Below are 25728 nucleotides of genomic sequence, written 5' to 3'. Positions count from 1 at the left end.
GCTATCAGCGCTCTTGAAGACCGCGCGATCTCGCTGTCCCGCCTTCTTCCCATCGATCCGCTCAATCTTGATGCCGAACACAGAAAAATTCGGCTCGCCGGAAAAAGAGATTGACCTGATGGCAGATGTCAGACCAATTTATCGACCCATGATCAGGACGATGCTCACACCCCTTCCCTCCATCGACCGGACGCAGCAAGTCATCGACGCGCTGTCGACCTTCATCGAGTCGTCGAAACTCCGGGCGGGCGACCGGTTGCCCACGGAGCGCGAGTTGATGGCGGCGCTTTCCGTTGGGCGCTCGACCATCCGGGAGGTGCTCACCTATTTCCAGGCTCTGGGCGTGATGGAAACCCGCAAGGGCAGCGGCACCTATCTGCTGAAGCCTGTTTCCAAGGGCACCATCCACATGCCCCTGTCACTCGACCCCCCGCATCTGCGCGATGCGCTGCTGCAGACGCTGGAGGTTCGTCGCGGCATCGAATGCGAGGCCGGCATGGTGGCGGCCAGGAAACGCACCGCCGAGGACATCGTCATCATCGAGCAGAAGCTCAACGAGATGGAACGCGTCCACATGGCCAAGGGCACGTCCGGGCCTGAGGATCTCGCCTTTCACCTGGCAGTCTACGACGCCACGCACAATCCGTTGTTCAAGCAACTGCTCGAACAGATGCGCGAAACCTTCGAGCGCTTCTGGTCTCATCCATTCGACCGGCAGGACTTCGCCCGCCGATCCTTTCCCTTTCACCGCACCCTGTTCAACGCGATCGTCGACCAGGATCCCGAAGCGGCGCGCGCCGAAACACTGAGAATTCTCGACGTCGTCGAGGAAGACATCAAGGAAATGTCCAAATGACTGACGGGCTAGAGCCGTTCGATCTTGCGTCCCTCATAACAGCCCACGACGAAGGCAATTTCGCCGAGGCCGTGGTGCCACCGATCTTTCAGACATCGTTGTTCACCTTCTCCAGCTATGACGAGATGATCGCCTCCTATCGCGGCGAGAAGGTGCGGCCGATCTATACGCGCGGCCTCAACCCGACCGTGCGTATGTTCGAGGAAATGCTGGCTAAGCTCGAAGGCGGCGAGGATGCGCTCGGATTCGCAAGCGGCATGGCCGCAATCTCGTCCGCCGTGCTGAGCTTCGTCGAGCCGGGCGACCGGATCGTGGCGGTCAAGCATGTCTATCCCGATGCCTTCCGTCTCTTCGGCACGGTTCTGAAGCGCATGAAGGTCGAAGTGACCTATGTCGACGGCCGCGATGAGGAAGCCGTCGCTAAGGCCCTGCCCGGCGCCAAGGTCTTCTATATGGAGAGCCCGACGAGCTGGGTCATGCAAGCGCACGATGTCGGCGCTCTCGCAGCCCTTGCCAAGAAGCACGGCGTCGTCTCGATGATCGACAACAGCTGGGCCACTCCCTATTTCCAGCAGCCCTTGAAGCTCGGCGTCGATCTCGTCATCCATTCCGCCTCCAAATATCTTGGCGGCCACAGCGATGTGGTGGCGGGTGTGGTGGCCGGCTCGAAGGAGATGATCGCGCGGCTGAAAGCCGAAGCCTATCCCTATCTCGGCGGCAAGCTCTCGCCCTTCGATGCCTGGCTCCTGATCCGCGGCCTTCGCACCCTGCCGATCCGCATGAAGGCACATGAAGCCGCGGCGATGACGATTGCCAAGCGGCTGCAGGAACTCGACGTCGTCGAGCAGGTCTGCCATCCGGGCCTTGCCAATCGGTTGCCTTCCGGCCTCAACGGCACGTCTGGCCTGTTTTCCTTCATCTTCCGTGAAGGCGTGGATATCCGCACCTTCGCCGACCGTCTCAGGCTCTTCAAACTGGGCGTGAGCTGGGGCGGGCATGAGAGCCTGATCGTGCCTGGCGAAGTCGTGCTGCAGCAAAAGGCGCAGCCGAATTCCGCCCACACATTCGGCATCAATCCACGCTCCGTGCGGCTCCATATCGGCCTCGAAGGAACCGAGGCGCTGTGGAGAGAACTCGAGGAGGCGATCGCCGCCGCCTCGTGACGTCAGCAACCCAAAAGGAAAACCTAAAAAGGGGGAACCAAGCATGAAAAGACTGATAACCGCAGCACTCTTCACCGCCATGATGGCCGGCACGGCCTTTGCCGACACGACGCTGAAGCTCGTCGAAGTGATCACCAGCCCGGAGCGCACCGAGACGCTGAAGTCGATCGTCGCCCAGTTCGAAGCAGCCAATCCCGGCACCAAGGTCGATATCATCTCGCTGCCCTGGAACGAAGCCTTCCAGAAGTTCGCGACCATGGTCTCTGCCGGCGACACGCCCGACGTCATGGAAATGCCGGACACCTGGCTTTCGCTCTATGGTAACAACGGCATGCTCGAAAGCCTTGAACCTTACCTGGCGAAGTGGGACCACACGAAGGAACTGACGCCGCGCGCACTCCAGCTCGGCCGCGACGTGAAGAACACCGCCTACATGCTGCCCTACGGCTTCTACCTGCGCGCCATGTTCTACAACAAGAAGCTTCTGAAGGACGCCGGCGTCAGCGAGCCGCCGAAGACGTTGGACGATTTCGTCAAGGCTTCCGAAGCGGTTTCGAAGCTGCCGGGCAAATATGGCTACTGCATGCGCGGCGGGCCGGGCGGCCTGAACGGCTGGATGATCTTTGCCGCCTCCATGGCCGGCGACAACAGATACTTCAAGGATGACGGCACCTCGACGATGAACAGCCCGGGCTGGGCCAAGGGCATCGAATGGATGGTCGATCTCTACAAGAAGGGCCTGGCGCCGAAGGATAGCGTCAACTGGGGCTTCAACGAAGTCGTTGCCGGCTTCTATTCCGGCACCTGCGCCTTCCTCGACCAGGATCCGGATGCCCTGATCGCCGTCGCCGAGCGCATGAAAAAGGATGATTTCGGCGTTGCGCCGCTGCCGAAGGGACCGGATGGAAAATCCTTCCCGACCATCGGCTATGGCGGCTGGTCGATGTTCTCCACCAGCCAGAACAAGGATCTCTCCTGGAAGCTGATCGCAACGCTCGAGGGGCCGGAAGGCAACCTCGCCTGGAACAAGAAGATCGGCGCCCTGCCGGCCTATACGGCGGCGGAGAAGGATCCCTTCTATGCGGGTGACCAGTTCAAGGGCTGGTTCCAGGAACTGGCCGACAAGGACACCGTTCCGACAGTGATGCCGACCTACCTTGAGGAATTCGCCTTCTTCAAGGATTCGCTCGCCATCAAGACCTCGCAGCAGGCGCTGCTCGGCGATATCTCCGCGAAGGATCTTGCCGATCAGTGGGCAGACTATCTGACCAAGGCGCAGCAGAAGTTCCTTGCCAAGAAATAATCCACATATCCGGCGGCGGAGCGATCCGCCGCCGCTCTTGCCCACCTGAAACAGACGGCGTCCGAACGCCGCGAACGGGAACTCTTGCAGATGACTTCGATCACCGACACGCTCGACAGGCGTCACGACCAAAGGCCGTGGCTGAAACGCCTCGCCGACGCCTCGGAGCCTTATCTCTACAGCGCCCCTGCCCTCATCCTCATCATAGCCGTGATGCTGGTGCCGCTGGCGATCGGCATTTCCTACGCATTTCGCGATATCCAATTGCTCAATCCATTTTCGGGCGGCTTCATCGGCCTGCAGCACTTCCGCGACCTCTCCAAGGATGCAGCCTTCTACGGCGCGCTGAAGAACACGCTGTGGTGGACCGGCGCATCCGTCGTGCTGCAATTCGTCTTCGGGCTGATCCTCGCCCTTTTGCTCGACAAGCCCTTCCTCGGCAGGTCGATCGTGCAGGCGCTGGTGTTTCTGCCCTGGGCGGTTCCCTCGTTCCTGGCCGGCCTCAACTGGTCATGGCTATTCAATCCCGTCATCGGCCCGATCCCGCATTGGCTTTACGCCATGGGGTTGATGAGCGAGCCGGGTAACATTCTTTCCGATCCGCACTATGCGATGTGGGGTCCGATCATCGCCAATGTCTGGTGGGGCATCCCCTTCTTTGCGATCACGCTGCTGGCCGCGCTTCAGGCAATCCCGCGCGATCTCTATGAAGCGGCCTCCATCGATGGCGCCGGCTGGTTCGAGCGCTTCCGCTCTATCACGCTTCCCTTCCTCGCGCCGACCATCGCCATCACGGTACTCCTGCGTACGGTCTGGGTTTCCAACTTCGCCGACCTGATCGTCGTCATGACGGGCGGCGGACCGGCCGACCGCACGCAGATCGTCGCGAGCTACATCTTCACGCAGGCCTTCAGGCGGCTGGACTTCGGTTATGCCTCGGCCATCGCGTTGGTGCTGCTGGTCCTGCTGCTTGCCTATTCCATGCTGATCATCCTGCTGCGGCAGACCCTGCTGAACAAGGATTGAGCCATGAGACGATCCGTTCTCCCGACTATCGCGCATCGCCTGGCGATCCTCTGCTACGTCGTCTTCGCGCTCTTCCCGCTCTTCTGGCTGCTGAAGGTCTCAGTGACGCCGAACGACCTGCTCTATACGGAAGGGGTACGCATGTGGCCCTCGCGCACGACATGGGAACACTATGCTTTCGTGCTGCAGCACAGCGACTTCCCGACATTCTTCAAGAACAGCCTGATCGTCTCGGGCTCGACGGCGATTGCGGTGACCATCTGCGCTTCGCTGTCCGGCTATGCGCTCTCGCGCTTCAACTTCCGCGCCAAGTACTGGATCGTGGCGCTGATGCTGCTCACCCAGATGTTTCCGCTGGTCATGCTGGTGGCGCCGATCTTCAAGATCCTGACGCCGCTGCATCTGACAAATAGTCTCACCGGCCTCGTCGTCGTCTACACGGCCTTCAACGTGCCCTTCGCCACCTTCCTGATGCAGTCCTTCTTCGACGGCATTCCGAAGGATCTGGAAGAGGCTGCCATGATCGACGGCGCGACCCAGTTTATCGCCTTCCGGCAGATCATCCTGCCGCTGACACTGCCCGGCATCGCCGCGACGCTCGGTTTCGTCTTCACGGCCGCCTGGAGCGAGCTGCTCTTCGCGCTCATGCTGATCAACGGCAATCAGGCCGCGACCTTCCCGATCGGGCTTCTCACCTTCGTCTCGAAATTCTCGGTGGATTTCGGGCAGATGATGGCAGCGGGCGTCATGGCGCTCATTCCGGCCGCACTCTTCTTCCTGCTCATCCAACGCTATCTCGTGCAGGGCCTGACGGCCGGCGCGGTCAAGGGTTAGTCACATGGCATCGATCGATATCCAGAACGTCAAGAAGGCCTACGGCCATGTGCAGGTGCTGCACGACATCGATCTGAGGATCAAGGATGGGGAGTTCGTCGTCCTCGTCGGCCCATCGGGATGCGGCAAGTCGACCCTGCTCAGAATGATCGCCGGCCTGGAGGACATCAGCGGCGGCGAGATCCGTATCGCCGAGAAGCGCGTCAACGAGCTGCATCCGAAGGACCGTGATATCGCCATGGTCTTCCAGTCCTACGCGCTCTATCCGCATATGAATGTCGCCGGCAACATGAGCTACAGCCTGCGACTTCGGAAGATGGCGAAGGAGAGTATCGCGAAAGCGGTCGCGGCAGCTGCCGCGAAGCTCGGCCTCGATCCCCTGCTTGAGCGCCGCCCGAAGGCGCTTTCCGGCGGCCAGCGTCAGCGCGTCGCCATGGGGCGCGCCATCGTGCGCCAGCCGAAAGCCTTCCTCTTCGACGAGCCGCTGTCGAACCTCGACGCCCGTCTGCGCGAACAGATGCGGGCCGAAATCAAGAAATTGCATGGCGACCTGAAAGCGACATCGATCTACGTCACCCACGACCAGATCGAGGCGATGACGCTGGCGGACCGGATTGTCGCCATGCATGGCGGGGTGGTCCAGCAGGTCGGGAGCCCCCTTGAGCTCTACGACCGCCCCGCCAACCTCTTCGTTGCCGGCTTCATCGGCTCACCCGGCATGAATTTTCTCGATGCGACCTATGAAACGGGCAGCGTGAAGCTGAAGGACGGCACCGTCGTGGCGCTACCGGCGCCGCTAAACTTGCGGTCAGGCGTCAGGGCGACCCTCGGCATCCGGCCTGAGCATGTCGTCCTCTCCTCGGATCAGTCCAATATGGCCGCCAATGTCGAGCTTCTCGAGCCTACGGGTTTCGGCATCATCCTGCACCTTTCGCTGCATGGCCTGCCGTTCAAGGTGTTCACGCTGGATCGCAGTGCGTTGAGCGCCGGTACCCAGGTGAATGTCGCCTTTCCGCCGCAGCATCTGCACGTCTTCGATGAAGAGGGAAAAAGGGCGACCTAAGCGACGACTTTTTTCCTCGCCGGAGCCAAATCGCGCAAACCGATAGAACTTTGACGCGCGCGCGGCTATCTTCTAATGTCGCAGAAGTTTCATTCAAGTACGACACTATGCTCTTCCTTAAATAGACCAGGGAGGATGTCATGCCGCTTAACAATTACGCCGTGCTCAAAGGCAGACCCATCAACAATCGCCTGGCGACCGGCTCGAGCCCGCATTATCAGGTGCTCGTTTCGGAAAATGGAACGCTGTATCGCATCGCGGTCAATGTGCGTTCGCAGGACGGAAGCGAGGTCGAGTTCCTCGTGCGGGACCGCTTTGAACATCCAATCACGGCACAGCTGGCCGGACTGCCGGAAGGATTGCACCCGACGCCCAGCCAACCCGGTGGCGTCGCGCTCGATTTCATTCGCGGCAATCTCATGCAGCCCTGGGAACTGAAACCGCTTCCGATTTCGGCGGCAGGCCCCGACAACGATCTCAACGAAAAGATCGATAGTTACATTCAGCGCGCCATGTCGGACGAACAGGCGATGATCTATGCCTTTGGCGAGACCTGGGGACCGGAAAACAACAAGGCGGATCAATATTTCGGCTTCAAACCCGGCCGCGGCATTCATGACATCCATTTCAATCAGGGCAATCCGAGCGGAAAATACGCCTCTCAGAACGGTCCATGGCAGGACGGCGGCCTGATACTGGAGTTTCCTCGCGAGCAGCAATGGGTCGCGATCTTCATGAAATTCCAGACGCAGGCGTGGCATTCGGACGACACGGACGGGTCCGTCATCGTCGCGCCGAGCCGGGATCATCCGAACCTGCCGCATGCGCCGGTCGACCGTGATGCCATCCCGACCTTCGATGTACCGGACGGGCTGGTGCGCATCATCGCCGCCTATGTCAACGACGTTAAGACGCCCGAACGCGAAACGGTCACGCTGCTGAATACCGCCGATGTGCCCGTCGATCTCACCGGCTGGCAAATCAAGGACAAACAGAAGAACGCGATGCCGCTCGCAGGCTCGATTGCTGCCGGCGCGACGCAGGTTGTCGAGATCCACCCTCCCGTTGCACTCTCAAACAAGGGCGGGATCATCACCCTGCTCAATGCGCAGGGCATCAAGGTCCACGGTGTCTCCTATACCAAGGATCAGGCAAAGCAGCCGGGACGTACCATTCCGTTCCAGGCGTGAGTACGGCTCATACGTTCTTCAGGCATTTCCCGGCACTAGTTCCCTTCGTAGCGCCGGGGTCGCCTGCCATCAGGAAAATGGTTCGGTTGGCCCCTTGGACGGCTGGGTGAACCAACGCGGACCATCCGCCGTCATGTGGATATGGTCCTCGAGCCGGATACCGAATTTCTGCGGAAAGACGATCATCGGCTCGTTCGAGAAGCACATGCCGGCAGCAAGCGTCGTCGCATTGCCGCGCACGATATAGGGCTCCTCATGGATTTCCAGCCCGAGGCCGTGGCCGGCGCGGTGCGGCAGTCCTGGCAGCTTATAGTCCGGCCCCAGGGAATATCTGGCAAGCACGGCACGAGCAGCATCATCCAGACTTGAGCAGGCTGCGCCCAGCTTTGCGGCATCGAAAACGGCCTGCTGCGCTTCGCGCTCGATCGCCCAGGCCTGTTCGAAGGCGCTGTCGCCTGTCTTCAGCTTGTAGGTTCGCGTCAGGTCGGAGTGATAGCCGTCGATGCGGCAGCCGGTGTCCACGAGAATGACATCGTCTTCGCCGAGCGTCTGGTCACCATTGGCGCCATGCGGGAGTGACGTTGCCTCGCCAAAGGACACGATGCAGAAAGTCGAGCCGCCATGGGCGCCCGCCTCCCGATGCCGCCGGTCGATGAATTCCACCACCTCCGAGGCGCGGATTCCCGGCTTGAGCAAGGCATGCGCTTGCTTGTGCACATCGAGCGTCAGGTTCATCGCATAGTGAATGAGCGCGATCTCAGCAGGCGATTTGATCCGGCGAAGGCTATTGATGATCGGCCCGCCGTTCGTCAGCCTTTCAGTCCCGAGCTTGGCCGCCAGAGCGTGATAGAAGAAAAGCGGCATGCTGTCGTCGAGTGCCAGAACACCGGCATCGCCGAGCAGACGTGCGATCAGCGCGGCACTGCTTTCCTCCTCCTGCCATTCGAGAATTTCGGCAGGCAGGCGCGGCAAGGTTTCGACGCGGCTGCGCTCGAAGCCGGGGACGATGTAATAAAGCTCGGTCGGCGTGACCAACGCTCCGAGGAACCGTTCGCTCGCATGCCAGACAAGCCCGGTGAAATAGCGCAGGCTCTCGCTCGGTCCGATCAGCATGCCGGCCAGGCCTTGTGCATCGAGTAGCCGGCGAAGCCTTGAAAGGCGCTCCTGCCTTTCCTCCTGGGTGATCCGGGGTACGGGATGCTGCCACGACATGTCTTCAACTCTCCTCAATGATCCCAGGCGAATGCGCTTTGGTGCCATACACAATGATATCGACACTAGCGACCCTGTATGCAAAATGTCGACAGATAAAATACAGTCATTACCGGCCGCTTGCGTGGCCGGCTTTCAGCCCAGTTTGACCGCCACTGGCCTATCCATGTCACGGGCGACATAATCCTGGATCTGTCGGACGATCTGGGCGGCGTGATCGATCGCGAGCCTATCGGCCTGCTCGACATCGCCGGCCTCGATCGCGGCGATCATCTCTTCATGCTCATCGACATATTGACGCGGCAGGCGGTCATCGAAGGTGGAATAATAGAGCCGCAGGATGCGTCGCCCTTCGTCGAGCAGGCGCGTGAAAAATGTCGTGTAATAGGGGTTGCCGGCGAGCTCGGCGATGGCGACGTGAAACTCGCGGTTCGCCTCGATCATCGCAAAGGCATCGCGCGCAAGCACGGCGTCGGCGAAATCCTTCTGATGGGCGCGAATGGTTCGCATGATGGCTGCATCGCGTCTCTGCGCCGCGCCACGCGTCGTCACCCGATACATCAGCGTGAGCGCCTCGAAATAGGTGGGAAGGCCGGCGAAATCGATCGTGGCGACGATGGTGTTCCTGTTCGGAAGCGTCGTTACCAGTCCGTCGGCGGCAAGGCGAAGCAGCGCCTCGCGCACCGGCGTCCTCGACATGCCGAAACGCTCCGAAAGCCGCACCTCGTCGAGCGGGCTTCCTGGCTCGAGAGCCATGGACAATATCTCCCGCCGCAGCGTCACATAGACGCTCTGCGTGCCGGACCCCCGCACCCGCACATTTTCCGCATCACTCTGCATTCGGATACCCCTCGCAGCCAAGGCTCCAATATTGCCTTTTCACATGCCCCGGCAAGGCCGGCCACCACTTGTTAAACTTTCATGCCACGCTTCTTGAGCTTTGTCGACAGTTTGTATATAAGACCTTCATCTCCAATGAGGATCGAACGATGACGACAGGATGGAAGGGCGTATTTCCCGCCGTAACGACGCAATTCAAGGAAGATCTTTCCGTTGATATCCCCGAAACGCAGCGCGTTCAGGACGCGCTCGTCAACGATGGCGTCAACGGCTTGATCGTCATGGGAACATGCGGCGAGAACAATTCGCTCGACCCCGAGGAAAAGCGCACCATCCTCAAGGCCGCCGTCGAGGTGGTCAACGGTCGGGTGCCTGTGGTCACGGGCGTCTCCGAACTCGATACGCGCCGGGCCGTCGCCTACGCCCGCGATGCCGAGAAGCTCGGCGCCGACGGCCTGATGCTGCTGCCGGCAATGGTCTATGTGCCGAAGCCTGAAGAACTGATCGCGCATTTCCGCGCTGTTGCGCAAGCGACCTCCCTGCCGATCATGCTCTACAACAATCCGCCCGCCTACCGCGTCAACATCGGCGCCGATGTGCTGCAGGCGCTTGCCGACGTGCCGAACATCAAGGCCGTCAAGGAGAGCGCGCCGGATCCGCGCCGCTTCACGGATCTCATTAATGCTTTCGGTGATCGCTTTGATATCTTTGCAGGTTTGGACGATGTCGCGCTTGAGGGCCTGATGCTCGGCGCCAAGGGCTGGGTCTCCGGCCTGACGAGCGCCTTCCCGCAGGAATCGGTGCAACTGGTTGCCGCCGCCGAGCGTGGCGATTGGCAGGAAGCACGCAAGATCTATCGCTGGTTCATGCCGCTCCTGCATCTCGATGCCGAGCATGATCTCGTGCAGTCCATCAAGCTTGCCGAGCAGATCATGGGCCGTGGCTCGGAGCGCGTCCGTATGCCGCGCCTGCCGCTTTCCGGAGCCCGTCGCGCCGAGGTTACCGCGATGGTCGAAAAGGCAGCAGCCACCCGCCCGTCGAAGGTTCGTACCGCCGCCTGATTTTAAACGCCGGCGACCGCTGCGACAGCGGTTGCCGGCTGCCTCCCCCTGCGGCGAAACGATCGGCCCTGTTCGATCGCTAAATTATCTGACAGCGCGGACGCCGCGGGAGTGGTTGACTGCCTCCATCGAAACCAACGGTGGAGGATCACCATGCAAAGCCCCAGCATCACAATTTCATCCGCGCGCATTCGTGTCGGCCTTAAGGTTCGGCGCACGCCCCTCTCTGCCATTGCAGCCGTCGCGCGGTTGCTGATGCACAAGATGAATGAACGGCGCAATCGAAACGCACTTCTGGAGCTCTCCGACGATCAGCTGAAGGATATCGGGCTTTCGCGCGGTCAAGCGGGAAGCGACGTTCATGTTTACAGCCGCTACTAAAAAGCCGGCGCGAGATGTGTTAGGCTCGGGCAGCGGAGCCCTACGGCTCGATGGGGATTGCGGTATGTCACAAATTTCGACGGCTCTGCTGCTGAAGACGAAAACCGTCATGATCCGCGATGTCGTCTGCAATGGCGAATGCCGCCACAAGAGCGACGAGGAATGCGCTCACAAGACAAGCCTCGTCTACCCCTATCGTGGCGTCTTCAAGCGGCATGTCGGCCAGAATGACGTTGTCGCCGAGGCCAATCAGGTCATCTTCTTCAACGGCGGACAAGATTACAGGATCAGCCACCCGGTCGAGGGTGGCGATTCCTGTCTCGATCTGGCGATCGATGAGGCTGTACTCCAAGAGCTTGCGCCGAAGGAACAGGTGCAGGCCGGCGAAGGCGTCGTCTTCCGCCGCCAACGCCGTCGCGTCGACCCGCGCGCGCAGGCGCTCGTCGCCCTTCTTCGCCACGGCCTGAGCCGCAACATAGCCGAAAGCCTCGAGGGCGAGACCTTGGCTCTGACCCTGGTGCGCCGCTCGCTCGGCGAGCGCACCTCACATGCGGCCGGTGCCAGCTTCGGCCGGCAGAAGCTTGTCGATCGGGCGAAGCTCGTCCTGTCTTCCGATCTCGCCCGGCGATGGACGCTCGCAGAGATCGCCAAGGAGGTCGGTGTCTCGCCGGTTTACCTCACGCAGGTCTTCCAGCAGGTCGAAGCCATGCCGCTCTATCGCTATCAATTGCGGCTGCGGCTGGCCCGCGCGCTCGACCTTCTTGGCCGGTACGACGACCTGACCATGCTCGGCCTCGATCTCGGCTTTTCCAGCCACAGCCATTTCAGCGCCGCCTTCAAGCAGACCTATGGCGTGACACCCGCGGAGTTTCAGCGTTCCGCGCAGCTGAAACCGAAGCGCTACATCAATCGCTAAAGATTCCGACAGCGCCGATAGGGCCAACGGTGCTCTCATGACCCTGCCCCGATCGGGGGATCATTCAGGAAAGGGTTATGAGATGAAGAGAACCACATGCGCCGCCTGCGACTGCGAATTGGGTGCAGAGACCATCAAGGTCAACCTCGGCGGCAAGTCGGTCGAGGTCTGCTGCGAGGAGTGCGCCGCCGCACTCAGGGAAGCCGATCAGTCAACCTCGGCTGCGTCGAGCAGCAAGGAATAGAGACGGGACCGAAGCGGCTCGAGCCGCGCTTTCATCGGGCCATTATCATGGAAAGAGCCGCGCCCAAGGCGCGGCTCTTTCCATGATGATTTAAAGGAGAATATGAGCACCAGGGCGTGAGGGACCGCAGATTTCGCCCTTCTGCGTGTCCTCCCCAGGAAAGTGGTAAAGAATTGTTGCCACGGCGCTCCCAGCAAACTTCGTTCGCAACATTCCTTCGCCAGGAAACATTCGGAAATATCGGGACCTATTGCATTCATACGGCCTCGCTAGCCTCAGCATCAGTAAATCGTAATGAAGGTACTGATCATGAGGCAACGACACATCGTCGCAACTTTGTTGATAACAGCCATCGGCGGCATTGCCGTTTCCGCGCTCGCCGCCGAGCCGGCTGCCACGCCCGACACGCAGAAGCCCCCAGGCATCGAGGCGGCGCAACCCATGCCGGGCCGCATGGTGCCGGGCGGTTGGCCCTGCCCGGGCCCGCATCCCGAAGGGCCGATGATGGCCTTCGGCGCCGGCATGCCCATGCCGCCAAACGAGCCGCCCGGCGGCTTCCATCATGGGCAGGATCCGGCTCTCGAGCTTGCGGGCAAGCTGTCGGCCATGGAAACGCTGATCGGCATTCACAGCGCCCAGCTCGATGCCTGGCGGGACTACACCAGCGCGCTGTCGGATTTTCTGGCTTTTCCGAAACATCGTCCACCCGGCCCGCCGCTCCCGGATGACGCTGCTGCGTCGCAGCCCGATCAAGACGCCGACAAGCAGAAGGAACTCTTTGGCGAACTCGTCGCCGATCACGCGCTGGATCGCGCCGCCAAGGCCACCATCCTCAAAGGCAAGGCCGTCGCCCTGCGCAACGTCCTGACTGCCGATCAACTTGCAAAGCTTGAGGATGCGGAACGATCCCTCGTTCCAGGCCCTCACGCGTTCCGCTGATAGACGATCGAGGATTCGACCAGGGAACATCCGACTGCATAGTCACAACAGACCATTTCCTCTCCGCCTCCAACCGATCGAGATTCCCCCCGGACGCCCTCGTCGATTGGAAGGAGCGGCCCCTCAAAGGGCCGAATGGTCCGGGAACGCCCCGCCCGGCGTTCCCGGACCAATGACGCGTGAGCTTCATCGTCCCTTCCCGCAGAAGGAAAGCCGATTGCCTCCTCAAACGCTCCGCCTCCCGTCCGAGCCAGAACCGAGGCCGGCGCACATAATCCATAAACAGGGATAGAGATCTTGCTGATATGTTCGCCTTCAAACACAGGGTTGTCGAATATTGCTGCTGCCATCGCACTCGCCGTGACGTTGACAAGCTGTGTCGTTGGCCCGGACTACCGGACGCCTGGCCTTGCCGTGCCGTCGCACTGGGGCAGCAAGGCCGGAACCAAGCCTGCGAAGGCGCCGCAATTGTCCCAATGGTGGAAGCAGCTCAAGGACCCAACGCTCGATGCACTGATCGAGGAGGCGATAGCCGGCAATCTCGACGTCGCGACGGCCAAGGCAAAGATCCGCGAAGCGCGCGCCACCTATCGCGAGCAGAGAGGCGCTTTGCTGCCGACAGCCGAGGGAACCGCATCGGCAACCCGCACGCGCACATCAGCCGCGGCAGGCGGCGCGACCGATGCTACCTTCTCCACGTTATATGATGGAGGTTTCGACGCCAGCTGGGAGCTCGATCTCTTCGGTGGCAACAAGCGCGCAGCCGAAGCGGCAAAATATGGCGTCGATGCAGCCGACGAGGAGTTGCGCGACACGATGCTGACCCTTATCGGCGATGTCGCTTCCTATTATGTGCAGGCACGCGAATATCAGGCGCTGCGCGATCTGGCCAAGCGCACCGCCGTCTCGCAGCGCAAGAGCGCCGCCCTTACCCATGCCGAATATCTGGCGGGCAGTGCCACCGCTGTCGACACCGCCAAGGCGGACGCTCTGGCGAGCAGCACCGAAGCCGATATTCCGGCCTACGAAATCTCCTACGCCCAAGCTGTTCATCGTCTCGGCGTACTGCTGGGTAGGCCGCCGGCGGCACTTGAGGAGAGGCTCAAGGCCAGCGCTCCCATTCCCAGCCCCAAGATGAGCGTCTCGACGGGCATTCCCGCCGATATCCTCGTCTCGCGACCCGACGTCCGGCTGGCCGAACGGCAACTTGCGCAATATACGGCCAAGATCGGCCAGGCCGAGGCCAATCGCTATCCATCCATCTCGCTGACGGGCGACATCTCCTCGTCCGCCGCCAGCGTCGGCGACCTCGCCAAGAGATCCTCCATCGGATGGTCGCTCGGTCCTTCGCTGACCGTGCCGATCTTCCAGGGCGGCCAGCTCAAGGCGGCGGTCGACGTCGCCAAGGCCGAGCGCGATCAATATTTCATCGCCTACCAATCAGCCGTGCTTTCGGCGATGGAAGACGTCGAGAATGCCGTCGTATCGCTCACCCAGGAGCGATTGAAATACGGCAAGCTCGTCTCCTCCAGCAGCTCCTACAACCGTGCCTCGGATTTGTCGCGTACACTCAACAAGGCTGGCGTTACCGACTTTCTCGACGTGCTCGACGCCGAACGCTCGCTCTACAGCGCCGAGGAAGCCGTCATTCAGAGTCGTGCATCGATCGCCACCGACTATATCTCGCTCAACAAGGCGCTCGGCGGCGGCTGGGACGGCGATGTCGACGTCTCCAAACCCGCGGTGGTCGATACCGACACCGGTCCACATTTGACGATGGCCAAATAATCACATGCTGAACACCCTAGACCGAGAAGCACCGGCGACCATCAATCCGAAACGCGCCGCGGAAGCAGTCCCTGCGAGATCCCCCTCACGCCGAGGCTTCAAACCGATGCGGCTGGCATTTGTGATTTTGCTCCTGCTCGCCGCTATTGGCCTCATCCTCTTCTGGTACGGCTTTTTCGACCGGCAGACATCATCCGCCATTACAGCGCCGGTGACACGCGGCGATGTCGAGGAAGCCGTGCTTGCCTCCGGCACGTTCAAGCCAGTCAAGCTGGTCGCAGTCGGCGCGCAGGTCTCGGGGCGCATTACCGCGCTCGATGTGAAGCTCGGCGATGCCGTGAAGAAGGACACATTGATCGCCGAGATCGACTCGACGACGCAGAGCAACGACCTCAAAATCGCGCAGGCCTCGCTTGCCAACGTCAGGGCGCAGCGTCAGGAGAGCGAGGCCGACCTTGCCAATGCGCAGCTGACCCTCATCCGCCAGCAGACCGTCTTTCGCAACCAGGCCGGCTCCAAGGCCGATCTGGACAGCGCGGAAGCCAGCGTTAAGAAGATCACGGCGCAGATCGCCGCTCTCGATGCGCAGATCACCTCGTCGGAGGTAGCGGTGGAAACGGCGCAGGCCAACCTCTCCTATACGCGCATCACCGCGCCGATGGACGGCACCGTGCTCGCGATCGTCAATCAGCAGGGCCAGACGGTGAATGCGGCGCAATCGGCGCCGACCATCGTCATTCTCGGACAACTCGATACAATGATCGTTCGTACCGAGATATCGGAAGCCGATGTCGTCAAGGTCAAGGTCGGGCAGCCGGTCTATTTCACCATTCTCGGCGATCCCGGCACCCGCTACGACGCCGTGCTGCAATCGATCGAACCGGCGCCGGAATCGATCACCAGCGACACCAGCGTCACATCCTCTTCCACCACGACATCGTCTAGCAGCAGCACGACGTCATCCTCGGCGTCTTCGGCGATCTACTACAACGGCGTCTTCGCCGTGCCGAACCACGACAATCATTTCCGCACCTATATGTCCGCCGAAGTGCACATCGTCCTCGGCCAGGCCAGGAGCGTGCTGACCATTCCATCCTCCGCGCTCGGTGCAAGGCTGGCCGACGGTTCCTACAGCGTTCAGGTCGTCGATCAAAATGGCAAGCAGAATTCCAGAAAGGTTATGGTCGGCCTCAACAACAATGTCACGGCCGAGATCCAGTCCGGCCTGTCGGAGGGCGAGAGCGTCGTGATCGGCGAGGCCATCGCCGCGACGACGAAGAACAGCAACAATGGTGGGCCGCCGCCGATGGGGTTCTGAACCATGGCTTTTCCGATCATAGAACTGCAGGGCGTGCGCCGGGAATACCAGTCGGGCGAGCGCACCATCGCCGTATTGCAGGACATCGATCTGTCCATCGACGAAGGTGAGATGGTGGCTATCGTCGGCCCTTCCGGTTCCGGCAAATCGACATTGATGAACATTATCGGCCTGCTCGATCGCCCGACCGACGGAACCTATGCGATCGCCGGCGCGCAGACGCATCGCCTCGACAACGACGCGCTTTCCAGGCTGCGGCGAGAGCATTTCGGCTTCATCTTCCAGCGCTACCATCTGCTTTCGGAGTTGACCGCGATCGGCAATATCGAAGTGCCGGCAATCTATGCCGGGCAACCGGGCGAGGCGAGACGGGTGCGCGCGGCCGCACTTCTCGAACGCCTGGGCATGGCCGAAAGGGCAGGACATCGGCCAGGCCAGCTTTCCGGTGGCCAGCAGCAGCGCGTCTCGATAGCGCGCGCGCTGATGAACAACGGCAATGTCATTCTCGCCGACGAGCCGACCGGGGCGCTGGATCGACAAAGCGGCGAAGAGGTACTGCGCATCCTTGGCGAGCTGCACGCCGAAGGCCATACGGTCGTCATCGTCACCCACGACATGAATGTGGCCGCCCGCGCCGATCGCATCATCGAGATCTCCGATGGCCGGATCGTTGCCGATAGGCGCACGCGGGAGGAAACTCCCCGGCCTCGCACAGCGGTCGCCAAGGCCGGTTTCGGCAAATCCAGCTGGCGCGAAATGTCTGGCCGACTGGCCGAAGCCTTTTTCATGGCGATGCTTGCACTTAGGGCCCACCGGCTGCGCACCTTCCTCACAATGCTCGGCATCATCATCGGTATCGCCTCGGTCGTCAGCGTCATCGCGCTTGGCGAGGGATCGCAGCGCAAGGTCCTGGCAAACATCAACAGCCTTGGCACGAACACGCTGGAGATTTTCCCCGGCAAAAGCTTCGGCGATATGCGGTCGGGGCGCATAAAGACCCTGGTCGTCGCGGACGCCGACGCGCTGGCGAAGCTCACTTATGTCGCAGCCGTCACACCGACTGTCTCGACGAGCAGTACCGTGCGCTTCGGCTCAACGGAAGCAAATGCGCTGATCAACGGCGTTGGTGACGCCTATTTTACGGTGAAGGGATCAAAACTGGTCGCCGGCCGTCTGTTTGACGCTGACGGTATCAGGCGCATGGCGCAGGACGCCGTGATCGATCAGAACACCGCAACGACGCTGTTTACCGACAAAGGTCTCGACCCGATCGGGCAGACGATCTTCGTCGGCAAGGTGCCTGTGCGTGTCATCGGCGTCATTGCCTCCCAACAGGGCGGCTTCGGCTCCAGCGATAATCTTTCCGTCTATCTGCCCTATACCGGCGTGCAGGCGCGCTTCCTCGGCGATATGTCGCTGCGCAGCGTCACCGTACGCGTCGTGGACGATATCGAAAGCTCAACAGCCGAAGCGGCCGTGACGCAGTTCCTGGAGCGCCGCCACGGCACCAAGGATTTCTTCATTCTCAATACCGACGATATCCGCCAGACGATCACCACCACGACCAGGACAATGACCCTCCTCGTCTCGGCGATCGCCGTCATCTCGCTGCTTGTCGGCGGCATCGGCGTCATGAACATCATGCTCGTCTCGGTATCCGAGCGTATCGCGGAGATCGGCGTGCGCATGGCCGTCGGCGCAAGGCGCCAGGACATCCTGCAGCAGTTCCTGATCGAGGCCGTGCTGGTCTGCCTCCTCGGCGGCGCTTTCGGCATTGCCACAGCGCTCGGCTTCGGCGCCGCCTTCAATCATTTCGCGTCCAATTTCACATTGGTTTTTTCGGCGAGCTCGATCCTTCTCGCCTTCACGTGTTCGTGCGCCATCGGCCTCACCTTCGGGTACCTGCCGGCACGCAACGCCTCGCGGCTCGATCCGGTCGCAGCGCTTTCAAGAGACTGATTATCAAGGGAAATTTTAGGGGTGCCCTCGGAGATAATCCGGCTTCGCCATTCGTGTTGGGGGCGTCATGGCGAAGCCGGTATGCGGGGCGATCAAAGCCTGCTCGAGCCAGGCTTGTGATCGACTGTGATACTACATCAGTCCGCGGCTCGAACATTTCTGAATGTTTCTGAAAGGAGGCATTTTCGAGAAATTTAGTGTCTCGGCTTTGCCAAAGGGCCGGCTTTATTTGGTAAGTTCTGTAACCTTATTATAATACTATCGTCCATTGAAACTTCCGAAAGTCTTACGCAAGTAAATCTTGTTTTTCTGCGAAACGCCAGTCGCAATTCGGCACTCGGTTCGAAAATGCGACCGAGTTGTGCCCACCGCGAAAACTTGGGCGAACGGACATGGCTTAATTCGCGGATTTACCGTCGGCGCTCTTAAATGAAACTACCTGCTCAAGCCCCGTAGGCTGCCGGTTTCGCACGGTGATTTCGCCGTCGAAGCGGGTGACGATCTCATGGGCAATGGCCATGCCGAGACCGGCGCCGGGAAAGGATCTTTGTCTTGCTATGTCGATGCGGAAGAAAGGCTCGAACACCTGATTGAGCCGCTCCTCGGGGATGCCGGGACCGGTATCGATAATTCTGACCACCGCCTTGTTGCCGAGATGCGTCACGGTGACCGTTGCCGATTGGCCATGCGTGGCGGCATTGATGAGCAGATTCCGCAATGCCCTGGTGACCGCCAGCGGCCCCGCAGAGATCAGCGCAGGTTCCAGCTCGCCGCTTTTGACATTCATGTGGATCGCCTGAAGCTCCTCGACGATTTCCTCTACGGCCGTATCGAGCCTAACGCGCTCCAGGCTGTCCTTGGAAATCTCTTCCCTCACCAGGCCAATCGCGCTGTCGGCGATCCTGTCGAGCTCCTCGAGATCGGCGAGCCATTTGCGCCGCTCTTCATCGTCCTGGATGAACTCCGCCCGCAGACGCATCCGCGTCATCGGCGTCCTCAGATCATGCCCGGCAGCCGCCACGAGCCGCATCCGGCTTTCCGTGGAGGCCTTCACTCGGGCCGACAGGCCGTTGAGCGCCTGTGCGGTGACCCGAATTTCACCCGGACCGGTTTCCGGTATATGTGGGAGCGTGCCATCCGGGTTGACTTCGGCCACGGCCCGCTCCAGCAGGCGAAGCGGTTTCATGATCTTCGAAGCCGCGAAGATGGAAACCAGCACGCTGCCGATGATGATAAGGCCGAGCCATCCGACAAGAATCTTCCAGCCTCCCGGCGGTGGACCATGTTGCGGCATCGGCGTGACGAGCCAGCTGCCGTCGGAGAGCTTCAGCGACGCAATCATCTCGCCGGTCGATTGGCGCGATATGATCGCCTCGCGCATGCTGGAAATCCGAAGCAGCGCCTCGACCAGAAAGCGGGACAATTCTTCATCGCGCGGACCGTCGGCAGGCTTGGGAGCGACAATCAACCCCGCCGCGGCAGCCATGGCCCGGTCCTTCTCGGCAAAGGCGGCCAGAACGGCGAGTTGCCGTGCCTCCGGCTCGATCATCATGTCCGGCCTGGGTCCCCGCATGACAAGGCTTGCCACGAAAGACGATGAAATGACGACCAGAACGATAGCCGTCAGCAGGAGCAGCGCCAGACGCGCACCGAGGGATTTCATGGATCGCCCTTGACCGCCGTCACCGGTACGACGAGCTGATAGCCGCCATTGCGGACCGTTCGGAAGACCGGCTCCTCAGCGGTTTCGCCGAGCTTCCGGCGCAGCCGGCTCATCAGGACATCGATCGAGCGGTCGGCGGGATCGCGATCACGCCCCTGCGTCAGGTCGAGCAGCTGATCACGCGACAAAAGCCGCCCCGCCCGCTCGAGGAAGGTCTTGAGCAGATCGAATTCGGCGCCGGTCAGCGGGATCACTTCGCCATTCTCCCTGGTCACCCGGCGGAGCTGCGGATCAAGGGTCATATCAGCGAAAAGATACCGCCTTTGTTCAGGCTCGGAAGACATGTCCTCGTTGGTACGACGCAACACGGCACGAATGCGGGCAGCCAGCTCACGCGGATTGAACGGCTTGCCGAGATAATCGTCAGCGCCGATCTCGAGGCCGAGAATCCGGTCTATATCCTCCTTTAAGGCCGTCAGCAGAATGACCGGAACGCGCGGGCGCCTGTTGCGCAGGTCGCGGCAGAGATCGAGACCTGATCCGTCCGGCAGCATGACATCCAGAACAAGCAGATCGGGGGAGCGCCGATTGAGGGAATCATTGCAGCCGCGGAGGTCGCTTGCCGTCGACACGCGAAAGCCCTGCTCCTCGAGATACCGGCTCAGCAGCGAGCGAATCTCGTGGTCGTCATCGACGATTAAAATATCCGGTGCGGCGATAACAGTCATGGGCTTCATTCCGTTTCTCAACTCTTATACGAACTATCAACTCCATGAAAAGACGGGTTTTGCGGCGCCAATACGGAATTTCTCGCGCCGGAAATGTTGGTTTACAAAATTCCCGACAATAGAAATGTTCAGCAACAAAATCGCATTCATGACGGGGGAAAACGCCTCCGGTGAGATCATCCGCACAGCATACCACGGTTCGAAAAAGTACGATCGGCCGATAGTCACGGCAATGCGCGCTGGATCGGCGGGATCCTGGGCTCAAGGCATCACGCCGCGCGCAGCCATTCGACACTCCAGGCCGAAAGCCGCCCTTCGATGGCGCCGCTGTCCATCATGATCCGAATTTCGATAGGCGCACGCGGATTGGTGACTTCGACGGGCACTGCCGCTTCGAAAGAGCCGGTACCCTGCGGGCAGACGCGCAGCTTGCCAAGCAATTCCGCAGCATGAACTTCCACGGTGAAAATCTGGCCGTGGCAATCCTCGTCGACATCGAAGAAGAATTTGGCGTTCCAGCGGCCGGTCGGCAGATGAAGCTAGGGGCCACAGATCAGGCAACGCGCGCGCCCGGTCGCGACCAATGGCGAACTGGTCGGCATCGCTGTCTGCTAGCCGAAGAGCATAAAATCGAACGATTTCAGGAAACGGTTGGCGACCATCTCGATCGCACGCGCACCGAACTTGCGAAGCGCCGAACTGCACATGAACAAGGCCTTCAACGAGAACAGTCGCAGCGGCCTTCGAAATAGTCGAAGGGCGCACCCGTCAAGGTGCGCCCTGCTATCAAACTATGAAAAAAGTTGAAGGTGGAACCTGCAATGCAGCGGCTATTCGCCGAAGTTTTGCCGGATCAGCCTCAGCGCCAGCCTCTATTTCGACAATTTCCTCGCTCGTAAGCCCACAGGTTTCGGAGAGATCACCGATCGTGTAACCGATGGTTTCGCGAGACTGTCGAACGGCATCGGCGATTTCTTGATGGGGAACTGTAGAAGCCTTTGAACTATCGAGATTGTTCGGAGTAATGGACATGAAATTTCTCCTTCCAAAGTCCGCCGGCAAATCAAGTGCCGGGTGAAGGCGGCTGTTGCAGCCAAGCAGCATCTCGGCCTAAACACGCGGCCGAATGCTCGCTCAATATAGGCATCAATGCGGCACTGGCAAGCGTGGAAGCGCATAGCTGCCAATCCCACAGATCTCGGCTCGTCTGACGCCCTGGAAGGATGATCGGGAGCGTCACACGCTATGGTCACAGCCCGACCGGGTATGCAGCCGATCGACCGGCAATCCTCGCCGCTGCCGAGGTCCGTTCCGGCGGGCAAATTCGCCGAGGAGGTGACTTACCCCAGCGCCTGGCTGGCCAAACCGTAGGTCAGCGGCTTTCCATCGGCAGGCGGACGCCCGTCCCCGTGCAGCCAGACCTGTCGCAGCGACATGCTCGTGACGGTGTCGTGGATCGCAAGTCCGGATCGCATGAGAAATTGCGGGAATGGACCGGTCTGCTGGCGGGTATCGAGGCGCAGGAAGCCGCCGGCGCGTTCGGCGACATACGGTCGAACAACGGCAATCGCCTCTTCGTCGCCCATCGCCACCACGGGGCCGATCACATGGCCGCGCCCGAAGCGGCGACAGAGCGCAAAGGCCACCATATTGTCACCCTGGACAAGCGCCAATCCCTCCGAGATGGCGATGAGACGTTGCAACAGGAGCGTGCGGTCCGCGCCATAGGCGGCCAGATCCAATGCAGCGACCTCTGCCAGGTCGGCCTCGACGATCGGGCGCAGTCGCGTGCCCGGCGGCAAAAGCTCGGCAGGCGGCGCGATTGCCTCGCCTTGGCACTGGTAGACGACCTGCTCGGCATTAAAACCGAGAGACTGATAGAGCCGCTTGGAGGAGCGCGTCGCGTTCAGTCCAAGTGGGCGCGAGCCGGTCTGCGCGATGATATGATCCATCATCCAGCGCCCCGTTCCCAGCGTCTGCAAACGCGGCGAGGTGATCACCATGCCGATGGTGGCGAAATACGGCCCGAAGTCGAAAAGCATGGCGGAGCCGAGCACACGACCGATCGAATCATGCGCCACGATCCCTTGACCCAGCTCGCGGACGATCTGCCAATCCTCCGCTCGATGCGGCCAGCTTACCGACAGCGACAGAGCATGCAGGGCATCGACATCGGCCTTTGCGATATCCCCCATGGTCAGCTCAAACGATTCCAGTTGGATCGAACTGGAATTAGTCATGACACTCCCCCATTCTCGCAGGCACATTAGAGGTGACCCGAATTGCTGCCGGGCTCGGTTTGAATTCACAATTTGCAGGCAACACTGCCTGTATCGGTTGTAGCGTCGCTTACACAACAGAATGCGCTTGAGAGCCCCACAAATACGGAAGATTCCACCAAAGCTGCAACACTTTCAGCAGCCGGTGACATTGCGGCATATTATGTTGATGAAAGCCATCTTTGCGGCGTGGCTACGGGCAAATCAGGATATTCCAGTGATTGAAATGACTCCGGATCAGATTCTTGAACGGCTGGTGGCCTTTCCATCCGTCGTCGGCACGCCGAACCAGGCGATCGTCGGCTGGATTGCGGACTATCTCGAGCAGGCCGGCGCGCGCGTCACCCTGCTCGCCGGGCCGGAAGGTGATCGCTCCAATCTGTTCGCCACCGTCGGCCCGGCCGATAAGCCGGGCTATCTGCTTTCCGGCCACATGGATGTCGTGCCCGCGGGCGAACCGGGCTGGACAAGCGATCCATTTTCGCTGCGGCGCGACGGCGAAAGGCTGACGGGACGCGGTACCAGCGACATGAAGGGCTTTCTCGCCTGTGCGGTCGGCGCGCTGCCGGCAATCGCACGGCGACCGCTCGATCGCCCCCTGCATCTGGCGTTTTCCTATGATGAGGAGGCCGGATGCCGCGGCGTGCCGCACATGATCGCCAGGCTTCCCGATCTCTGCGCTCCGCCCTTGGGATGCATCATCGGCGAGCCGAGCGGCATGCGCGCCATTCGTGCCCATAAGGGCAAGGCGGCAGCCAGAGCCGCGATCGGCGGCCGCGCCGGTCATTCCTCGCGCCCGGATCTCGGCCTCAATGCCATCCACGCGATGGCAGAAATTCTCGACCAAGCCGTCACGACCGCCAGGCGTCTGACAAAGGGACCGTTCGACGAAAATTTCGAACCGCCCTATTCCTCCTTGCAGGTCGGCACCATCCACGGCGGGCAGGCCGTCAACATCATTCCTGATCAATGCACGATCGAGTTGGAGGCCCGCGCTATCGAAGGCGTCGACCCGGTCGGTCTGCTCGCCGAAGTCGAAGCTTGTCTTACCACTTTGATGGATCGCGGCTTTACCGCCGGTTGGGAGGTGCTCAGCAGCTATCCCGCACTGTCGCTGGCCGCCGATGCACCTCTGGCCGGGCTGATGGAAGAGCTGACCGGACAGACGCCGCTTGCCGCCGTCAGCTACGGCACGGAGGCCGGCCTCTATCAGGCCGCAGGCATGCCCGCCATTATCTGCGGCCCGGGCGACATCGGCCGCGCGCATAAGGCCAATGAGTTCATCGAACTCGCTGAGCTCACGGCCTGCGTGCGGATGATCGAAGCGCTCGGGAATCGTCTGGTTCTGTAGGCCATCACGATTGCATCGCAAGACCGCAAAAATCCGCATCGTTATGCGGTCACGCGGCCCTATTTCGATGCATCCTGCCGTGAAGGGCACGGCAAGCTGGCTCAAGCAAACCCGAAGGAAAGCCATGGCCTTCTTATTCAATTCCGATGCCGAACGGGCCAAAATCTTCAAGGCCGCTTTCGCGCGCGAGCTGCCGGGCCTTCCTTTCATCACCGATGCTGAAAGCATCGACCCGGACGCTATCAAATATCTGATCACCTGGACTGCACCCGCCGACCTTGACCGTTATCGCAATCTGGAAATCCTGTTTTCCATCGGCGCCGGCGTCGACCAGTTCTCCCTTTCGGCCCTGCCCGAAAAGGTCAAGCTCGTGCGCATGGTCGAAGACGGCATCACCCGGATGATGCAGGAGTATGTAACGCTCGGAGTGCTCGCTATACATCGCGATCTTCCAGGCTATATCGAACAGCAGAGAGCGCAGAAATGGGCCGCCCGGCCCGTGCGCCAGGCGTCCGACCGGCGTGTCGGCGTGCTTGGCCTCGGCAATCTCGGCCTTGCCGTTCTTGAGCGCCTGTGCCCCTTCGGCTTCCCGCTTCGCGGCTGGAGCCGCTCTCCACGCAGTATCGAAGGGGTCACCTGCTATCACGGGGCCGATCAGTTGCCGGAGTTCCTGGCAGGCACCGATATCCTTGTCTGCCTTCTGCCGCTGACACCCGAAACGCAAGGCATCCTCAACGCCGATCTCTTTGCTGCCCTGCCGCCGGGGGCGGGCCTCGTGCACGCTGGTCGCGGCCCGCAACTCGATGCGGCAGCCCTGATCCGCGCGCTCGACGACGGTCATCTCTGCGGCGCTATCCTGGATGTCACCGACCCCGAACCGCTGCCGGCCGGGCATCCACTCTGGCATCACCCCAGGATCATTCTGACGCCACATGTCGCCAGCGTCACGCAGCCCGAGACTGCCGCAAATGCCGTCATCGCCAACATCCGCCGCCACGAGAGCGGGCTAGAGCCCATCGGCCTCGTCGACCGCAGCCGCGGCTACTGATCACCTCTGAAAGGAACCGCATGTCCCTGCTGAAAGCCATCGATCCGGCGCCGACATTCGAGCCGAAGCAATCCAAGGCCCTCCCCGAGCGGCTGATTTCGGGCGATCCGTCCTTCAAGACCTGGGCGCAGGACAGCGCCCGCGACGGAACGGTCAATACCGGCATATGGGAAGCGACGCCGGGTGAGACCCGCTCGATCAAGGGAGAGACTTTCGAATTCTGCCATATCCTGCAGGGCGTTATCGAACTGACCGAGGACGGCGGCGCGCCGGTTACCTACCGCGCCGGCGACAGCTTCGTCATGAAACCGGGCTTCAAAGGCGTCTGGCGGACGATCGAGACCGTCCGCAAAATCTATGTCACCGTGACCGGATGACACGCGTTGCGGATCTTCCCGTTCTTGAAGCCGAACGAACCGTGCAGCTTCGCTGCGTGGCGCACTTTCAGGCACCAAATCTTGCGCTGAAACATCGGGGACAAACGGGATATTCCGTCGCGACATCGCGGACGCACGACCGAAACTGCCACGGCACAGCCGCTAGACTTGCCGGAACCGCTGGCAAGG

General features: G+C 61.0%; 25 protein-coding genes. 18 read left to right on the top strand and 7 right to left on the bottom strand.

Annotated features, from left to right (window positions below):
- Nucleotides 1-118 precede the first annotated feature (118 nt).
- From FHT28_RS29535 to FHT28_RS29505, 7 genes are all read left to right on the top strand, one after another.
- Complete coding sequence (locus FHT28_RS29535) at nucleotides 119-856, top strand: FadR/GntR family transcriptional regulator (RefSeq protein WP_210255906.1); 738 nt, start codon at nucleotides 119-121, stop codon at nucleotides 854-856.
- Nucleotides 853-2019 carry a PLP-dependent transferase gene (locus FHT28_RS29530; RefSeq protein WP_037197493.1) on the top strand — a complete coding sequence of 389 codons (1167 nt, stop codon included), beginning with the start codon at nucleotides 853-855 and terminating at the stop codon, nucleotides 2017-2019. Before FHT28_RS29535 ends, FHT28_RS29530 begins: the two co-directional genes overlap by 4 nt.
- A 43-nt stretch (nucleotides 2020-2062) precedes the next feature.
- Complete coding sequence (locus tag FHT28_RS29525; RefSeq protein ID WP_113102278.1) at nucleotides 2063-3322, top strand: sugar ABC transporter substrate-binding protein; 1260 nt, start codon at nucleotides 2063-2065, stop codon at nucleotides 3320-3322.
- Nucleotides 3323-3412: 90 nt separating this feature from the next.
- Entirely contained in the window at nucleotides 3413-4348 is a 936-nt protein-coding gene (locus FHT28_RS29520) for a sugar ABC transporter permease (protein WP_113102277.1), read from the top strand.
- Nucleotides 4349-4351: 3 nt separating this feature from the next.
- A complete protein-coding gene (locus FHT28_RS29515; protein WP_168598149.1) occupies nucleotides 4352-5182 on the top strand; it encodes a carbohydrate ABC transporter permease in 831 nt (276 codons plus the stop codon).
- A gap of 4 nt (nucleotides 5183-5186) precedes the next feature.
- On the top strand, nucleotides 5187-6245 hold the full coding sequence (gene ugpC / locus FHT28_RS29510; RefSeq protein WP_168598148.1) for a sn-glycerol-3-phosphate ABC transporter ATP-binding protein UgpC: 1059 nt from the start codon (nucleotides 5187-5189) through the stop codon (nucleotides 6243-6245).
- A gap of 140 nt (nucleotides 6246-6385) precedes the next feature.
- The gene (locus FHT28_RS29505) at nucleotides 6386-7435 is read left to right on the top strand and encodes a DUF2278 family protein (protein ID WP_168598147.1); all 1050 of its coding nucleotides are present in this window, start codon (nucleotides 6386-6388) and stop codon (nucleotides 7433-7435) included.
- Between the two features lie 69 nt (nucleotides 7436-7504).
- On the opposite strand, the gene FHT28_RS29500 is transcribed toward FHT28_RS29505, so the two are convergent.
- Together FHT28_RS29500 and FHT28_RS29495 are read right to left on the bottom strand one after the other, a co-directional pair.
- On the bottom strand, nucleotides 7505-8647 hold the full coding sequence (locus tag FHT28_RS29500; protein ID WP_168598146.1) for a Xaa-Pro peptidase family protein: 1143 nt from the start codon (nucleotides 8645-8647) through the stop codon (nucleotides 7505-7507).
- A 135-nt stretch (nucleotides 8648-8782) separates the two neighbouring features.
- A complete protein-coding gene (locus FHT28_RS29495) occupies nucleotides 8783-9487 on the bottom strand; it encodes a GntR family transcriptional regulator (RefSeq protein ID WP_047640675.1) in 705 nt (234 codons plus the stop codon).
- 149 nt (nucleotides 9488-9636) lie between these two features.
- Between FHT28_RS29495 and FHT28_RS29490 the strand changes: the two genes are divergently transcribed.
- The 8 genes from FHT28_RS29490 (at nucleotide 9637) to FHT28_RS29455 (ending at nucleotide 18093) form a co-directional block, all read left to right on the top strand.
- Nucleotides 9637-10548, top strand: a complete 912-nt coding sequence (locus tag FHT28_RS29490) for a dihydrodipicolinate synthase family protein (protein WP_037197482.1) — start codon at nucleotides 9637-9639, stop codon at nucleotides 10546-10548.
- 153 nt (nucleotides 10549-10701) lie between these two features.
- Nucleotides 10702-10929: a DUF1127 domain-containing protein gene (locus FHT28_RS29485; RefSeq protein ID WP_037197481.1), complete on the top strand. Its 228-nt coding sequence runs from the start codon at nucleotides 10702-10704 to the stop codon at nucleotides 10927-10929.
- A 64-nt stretch (nucleotides 10930-10993) separates the two neighbouring features.
- A complete protein-coding gene (locus FHT28_RS29480; protein ID WP_168598145.1) occupies nucleotides 10994-11845 on the top strand; it encodes an AraC family transcriptional regulator in 852 nt (283 codons plus the stop codon).
- 82 nt (nucleotides 11846-11927) lie between these two features.
- Nucleotides 11928-12089: a hypothetical protein gene (locus FHT28_RS29475; RefSeq protein WP_168598144.1), complete on the top strand. Its 162-nt coding sequence runs from the start codon at nucleotides 11928-11930 to the stop codon at nucleotides 12087-12089.
- Between the two features lie 309 nt (nucleotides 12090-12398).
- A complete protein-coding gene (locus tag FHT28_RS29470; RefSeq protein ID WP_168598143.1) occupies nucleotides 12399-13028 on the top strand; it encodes a hypothetical protein in 630 nt (209 codons plus the stop codon).
- 327 nt (nucleotides 13029-13355) lie between these two features.
- Complete coding sequence (locus tag FHT28_RS29465; RefSeq protein ID WP_168598175.1) at nucleotides 13356-14816, top strand: efflux transporter outer membrane subunit; 1461 nt, start codon at nucleotides 13356-13358, stop codon at nucleotides 14814-14816.
- A 106-nt stretch (nucleotides 14817-14922) separates the two neighbouring features.
- Nucleotides 14923-16134: an efflux RND transporter periplasmic adaptor subunit gene (locus FHT28_RS29460; protein WP_168598142.1), complete on the top strand. Its 1212-nt coding sequence runs from the start codon at nucleotides 14923-14925 to the stop codon at nucleotides 16132-16134.
- A gap of 3 nt (nucleotides 16135-16137) precedes the next feature.
- Nucleotides 16138-18093 carry a MacB family efflux pump subunit gene (locus tag FHT28_RS29455; RefSeq protein WP_168598141.1) on the top strand — a complete coding sequence of 652 codons (1956 nt, stop codon included), beginning with the start codon at nucleotides 16138-16140 and terminating at the stop codon, nucleotides 18091-18093.
- Between the two features lie 397 nt (nucleotides 18094-18490).
- On the opposite strand, the gene FHT28_RS29450 is transcribed toward FHT28_RS29455, so the two are convergent.
- The 5 genes from FHT28_RS29450 to FHT28_RS29430 all read right to left on the bottom strand — a co-directional run bounded on the left by FHT28_RS29450 (nucleotide 18491) and on the right by FHT28_RS29430 (nucleotide 22724).
- Nucleotides 18491-19756 carry an ATP-binding protein gene (locus tag FHT28_RS29450; protein ID WP_037197476.1) on the bottom strand — a complete coding sequence of 422 codons (1266 nt, stop codon included), beginning with the start codon at nucleotides 19754-19756 and terminating at the stop codon, nucleotides 18491-18493.
- Nucleotides 19753-20484, bottom strand: coding sequence for a response regulator transcription factor (locus FHT28_RS29445; protein ID WP_037197569.1), 732 nt, complete (start codon nucleotides 20482-20484; stop codon nucleotides 19753-19755). The genes FHT28_RS29450 and FHT28_RS29445 overlap by 4 nt, the downstream gene beginning before the upstream one ends.
- A gap of 269 nt (nucleotides 20485-20753) precedes the next feature.
- A complete protein-coding gene (locus tag FHT28_RS35920; RefSeq protein ID WP_047640682.1) occupies nucleotides 20754-20945 on the bottom strand; it encodes a hypothetical protein in 192 nt (63 codons plus the stop codon).
- A gap of 325 nt (nucleotides 20946-21270) precedes the next feature.
- Nucleotides 21271-21516 (bottom strand): helix-turn-helix transcriptional regulator, encoded by a 246-nt coding sequence (locus tag FHT28_RS29435; RefSeq protein WP_080760624.1) that lies wholly within the window; start codon nucleotides 21514-21516, stop codon nucleotides 21271-21273.
- A gap of 308 nt (nucleotides 21517-21824) precedes the next feature.
- On the bottom strand, nucleotides 21825-22724 hold the full coding sequence (locus tag FHT28_RS29430; RefSeq protein ID WP_168598140.1) for a GNAT family N-acetyltransferase: 900 nt from the start codon (nucleotides 22722-22724) through the stop codon (nucleotides 21825-21827).
- 265 nt (nucleotides 22725-22989) lie between these two features.
- Between FHT28_RS29430 and argE the strand changes: the two genes are divergently transcribed.
- The 3 genes from argE to FHT28_RS29415 all read left to right on the top strand — a co-directional run bounded on the left by argE (nucleotide 22990) and on the right by FHT28_RS29415 (nucleotide 25539).
- A complete protein-coding gene (gene argE, locus FHT28_RS29425) occupies nucleotides 22990-24114 on the top strand; it encodes an acetylornithine deacetylase (protein WP_168598174.1) in 1125 nt (374 codons plus the stop codon).
- Nucleotides 24115-24238: 124 nt separating this feature from the next.
- Nucleotides 24239-25162 carry a glyoxylate/hydroxypyruvate reductase A gene (locus FHT28_RS29420; RefSeq protein ID WP_168598139.1) on the top strand — a complete coding sequence of 308 codons (924 nt, stop codon included), beginning with the start codon at nucleotides 24239-24241 and terminating at the stop codon, nucleotides 25160-25162.
- Nucleotides 25163-25182: 20 nt separating this feature from the next.
- On the top strand, nucleotides 25183-25539 hold the full coding sequence (locus tag FHT28_RS29415; RefSeq protein WP_168598138.1) for a cupin domain-containing protein: 357 nt from the start codon (nucleotides 25183-25185) through the stop codon (nucleotides 25537-25539).
- Nucleotides 25540-25728 lie beyond the last annotated feature (189 nt).

The sequence above is a fragment of the Rhizobium sp. SG570 genome (genome assembly GCF_012275345.1).
Lineage (GTDB): Bacteria > Pseudomonadota > Alphaproteobacteria > Rhizobiales > Rhizobiaceae > Rhizobium > Rhizobium lusitanum.
The sequence above is the reverse complement of the archived record's forward strand: the minus strand, read 5'-3'. Positions and strand labels throughout refer to the sequence as shown.